Source organism: Agrobacterium sp. fls2-241-TYG-188a (assembly GCF_030209845.1).
Map to the genome: position 1 here is coordinate 1 of NZ_JARVRD010000013.1, position 3,968 is coordinate 3,968.

The 3,968-nt window shown below is 51.6% G+C and carries 3 protein-coding genes and 1 pseudogene; 1 reads left to right on the forward strand and 3 read right to left on the reverse strand.

All coding sequences use genetic code 11. The features are described 5' to 3' along the window. Positions 1-305: 305 nt before the first annotated feature. The 3 genes from QRN85_RS24285 to QRN85_RS24295 form a co-directional block, all read right to left on the reverse strand. Positions 306-1,238, reverse strand: coding sequence for a hypothetical protein (locus QRN85_RS24285; RefSeq protein WP_284760452.1), 933 nt, complete (start codon positions 1,236-1,238; stop codon positions 306-308). 595 nt (positions 1,239-1,833) lie between these two features. Next, positions 1,834-1,974 carry a hypothetical protein gene (locus tag QRN85_RS24290; protein WP_284760453.1) on the reverse strand — a complete coding sequence of 47 codons (141 nt, stop codon included), beginning with the start codon at positions 1,972-1,974 and terminating at the stop codon, positions 1,834-1,836. Positions 1,975-2,019: 45 nt separating this feature from the next. Next, entirely contained in the window at positions 2,020-2,253 is a 234-nt protein-coding gene (locus QRN85_RS24295; RefSeq protein ID WP_284760454.1) for a Rossmann-fold NAD(P)-binding domain-containing protein, read from the reverse strand. Between the two features lie 838 nt (positions 2,254-3,091). Between QRN85_RS24295 and QRN85_RS24300 the strand changes: the two are divergent. After that, positions 3,092-3,559: pseudogene (locus QRN85_RS24300) on the forward strand (hypothetical protein); the annotation flags it as partial. Positions 3,560-3,968: the final 409 nt, after the last annotated feature.

A 3,968-nucleotide genomic window follows, 5' to 3' on the forward strand; every position in this document is an offset into this window, starting at 1 on the left:
TGGAAGATCTCGAACTGATTTTCGTCTGTTTCAGAGAAGATTTCCAACGTCGCAATTTTAGAATTCGATTTGAAAACAAGCCCATACCACATCAGTGATGGCGGTAATTAAGCGTCCAGGAAGGAGCCCGTCAACATGAGAAATAACAAGGCGTTATCATGGGTATCGGCATCGGGCCCCGGGCCGATTTACAGGGATATAGGCGCAAGGCGTACCGATGGGATTGATGACATACCAAAGCCCTTCCCGTTCCAATCAATTGCTCTACCGCACAAGACATCTGTAATTAGCTTCACCTCAACGAATTAGCCGATCACCACGACTTTGCTCGTTGGAACGAAGACTGGAATGATCCTTTCAACGGGCGGAAATATGAGCAAAAACTCCTTTGCCGGATTGTAGATCGTCTGCCGCGTCAAGCCCTCGTCTTTCCAGTGACCTATGGTTTCCGAACCCAATTTTATCTCCCCGCTTTTTGGCATAACCACGCCGGTGCGCGCACCCATAGACGATGCATCCATCGCGGCTGAACGTGTAAATGTATCGACAGAAGGCACCTTGGCATTTTCCGCTGCAATATGGACAAGCTTTGTATTTCGCCATTCCTGGGGATGCCATTTATAGCGCTTTAGACAAAAGGCGGAAACACGGTGCTGCTTGTAAGCGCCAGTTCCGCTTGAGCCAAGATAGGTCCATAGAATAGATAGGCCACCGGTTGCATTTTTCCAATTCTGATTTGAGAACGCCTTCTGATCCACCTCAACATGTCCGTCATATGGACCTGGTGATGGTCCATAGTCTTTCTTGAAGTCAGTGGGACTGTTGTGAGGATTGTCCGCATACCGGCGTAAGTCTGACTTTAGAAAGCCTTCGAGCGATATGTCATCTTTTCGCTTGAACGCTTTATAGGCCATTTCCGTGCGGTAGATTTGCGCTCCCACCTTCACGTTAAACTCTTTCGTAACGCCCCCATCTTGCTGGAAGAGTTGGTTCAGGGACAAAGTTTTGCTAATTCCGGTGCCTGAAAGAAAATGGGCAAGATTTTGGCTTGCCAGGGTGTCCTGCCCTCCGGCTGTTTTTAGAAAACGCCAAGCATACGACAAAAAATCCTGATCCTGATAGGTATGGTTATGAATCGAAGCAGTGTGAGTCAAATTCCACGCAGCCCAAACACCTGGCCGCGAATAAAGCAAAGAATTGGCCTCACCTATCTCTCTTTCGCTGACGGGACGTTCCATCACTGTCTTCCTCACCCATTAAGAACCTAGCGCAAGACCGATCAATGAGATCTGCAGAACCCGGTCGGCCACATGAATAACAATGAACTCAGTATCCTCAAATATAGGTCGCCAAGCATAAGGACAGACCTGCTAATTCTTATTCCCTCAACCAAAGCGGGCGTAATTATGTCCGGCGACTAGAAAGAAAGCAACCAAGCTAAAGACGGTGCTACCGCTAGCGCTGTTTTCTCTCACACATTGACCAAGGGCGATAAGCCGTTCCGAGAATAACGCAGTAGTGTCGGTGGCCTGATCGCGCCTTGGTTGCTCATGAACTTACGAACGGCATCAGAGTTGGACTGGCGGACGGGTTAATTAAAATCGTCTTATCCCATCCTGCGAGAGCACCTGCGAAACCCCTTGTTCGCGCGATGGTGTAAGCGCTTGTTGCCGATCAAGCGCCGACGGTATCTCAGCATTTCCTCCCCTTCGACGTTTACAGTAAGCGGTGTTTTACTCCCGTATTGATTAAACGCTTAGGCCGTTCTGAAAGCTGCCGCTGCGGCATTGATGGCAGGAATACGCCACTGGCGGAGATCGTCCAATGGTCTCATCACCACGGCAACTTGCTGTCCTCGTAATCGAGATAGAGATTTTTGCTTGTAGCCATATGTCGCTCGACGACGTCTGCAACACCCTGGACGCTTGTCTGCAGTTCGATCTCTGGTTCCACGGCTCCATCAAACGTTCCCATCCCCGTCCTTGCCCAGCCCGGATGAATCGAGAGCATCGTCAGGCCCTACTGTCTGTAATCTGCGTAGATGCCATGGGCCAGCATATTGAGGGATACCTTACTCGCTCGGTATAGCTCCAGGCCCGCTTCGACATTGATTTCGAAGCTGCCGCGACGAGAGGATATGAAGGCCAGCATGCCGCCTGGAGTGACGAGGTTGTTGATGAGGTGGCGCGCAAGATGGATGGGGCCGAAGATATCAGCATTTAGATAGATGACGTCGAACCGCCTGTCCGACAAGGACTTGAGAATGGGTTGATCTCGTTTGCCTTTATCACGTTGATCCTGGCAACCGCTAGGTGATCAGGATTGCCTGCGCCGATAGACAACAGGTCAGTGACATCAGCCGCTCGATCCGATACCCTTGCCGACAATCTGGACGTCTTTGGCCGCCTGGCGTGCTTGCGCCGCAATCAGCATCGCCTGCAGTGCGGAATGGATGCGTCGCGGTAAGGGAGTTCGAATTTGCGGTTGCAACCTTGTCAGCTGACAAGGTGACGTGAACAGAGGCGTAGAAGACCATAGGACCCTTCATCGGCGATATTCATGGCAAATTATCCACCTCGCAAACCAAACCTTGTCAGCTGACAAGGCTTGCTTGTGAGTGACGGATTGGGAGTGGCGGGCGTCACCTGTCTGAACGTCCGTCGCTTGGCCGAGGGGCCGAATGCAATAAGGTAGGTTTGAAACAAAATCTTTAACTATCCCGACCCAGACCGCTTATCGGTTTATTTACTCGCCCGGATCTACCTTATCGCCCAGAACCGTAAGGCAGTGGATGCCCCTTTTTTGACGAGATAGCGTGTCGAAAATCGGATTTGACATTGCGCGCAGGTGAACAAGCACGAAGAGGTCCACTGTCTCGGGTAAACGAGATAGTGCCGAATCCGAGTCAGTCATTAATAGCGAGACGAGGCTCGAGGTCATCACAAGGTAGCAATCGCGGCAGTAGCTCACAAATAATCGCCAGATTTGATCGGTAAGGGCAGACGGCCAAAGATCACTTTCGCAGAAGCCTCGAGTTCGCTGACATGTGAGACAATGTTAAGAAAGACATCGCTTCTCCGGAAAAAGAACTATGACGCCCATCGCATCGCATCGCTTGCGGGAAAGCTTGGCGGCTGTCGACACGATGACACGTCTACTCTTGGTGTTCTCGCTATCGCTTTCGGCATCCATACCTTTCTTGGTGTGTGTAGTATTCTCAATGGCTCGCCCCAGCGGTCTCTTTCGCAGCCATCATGTAATACGCGTCGGTTTCAGTCGAAATCTACGCGTTTTGGTCGTGGATGGCGCGATTTTACCCGCACGTGACCTGCCGTTCTACTCGCTCCGCAATGTTAGCAGTGATGGCGGTTGGCTGCTCGATGATCCTGGCTATGTCCAGCTGGCAAATGCTGCCGCACTTGCGGGCTCAGTTTCTCTCGAAGAGCATCTCGTTAAAACTGTTCCAGACCATACCGGAAATGTTGGTCAGGCACACCATAATGCTCTCGCGGCAAAAAGCCTCTTGCCGGACTTTCAACGTGTCAAAGAGCGTTTCACCTAGCTTGCCGCTTCCGAACGGCAGTCAGGGGCGCGGAGAGGGGAGGGCGCGGTGGAAGCCGGGATCGGCCAACACCGTTGACTGGCCCACCCTGTTTGAAGAGTGCAGTCATATCGTACTGTAATTCTTTTTAATTTGGCGATCTTTGGGCGGATTTAACCGCCGTCGGCCCGCCAGGGGTAGTTGATCAAAAAGACTCGCTGTCACTCGCTCAGAAACTTGAAAGCGTTAGCCGCGTGAATAACGACGTCCTAGTTTCGATCCTTTCAAGTCGCTCTCGTCCAAATGCGCTACCTCTTATCAAGAGGCCACCGTAGCCACTACCCGCAACTTATTATGCAAGGGATCGGCTGAGGGGTGGTGCAGCAATTCATCTGGACGTGCGGCCTCAACGCGATTCCGCCCAAGG

Bases quoted from the DNA above. Each gene is read 5' to 3' on its own strand.
- QRN85_RS24285 (WP_284760452.1), bottom strand. From the start codon at position 1,238: ATGGAACGTCCCGTCAGCGAAAGAGAGATAGGTGAGGCCAATTCTTTG.
- QRN85_RS24290 (WP_284760453.1), bottom strand. From the start codon at position 1,974: ATGGGAACGTTTGATGGAGCCGTGGAACCAGAGATCGAACTGCAGACA.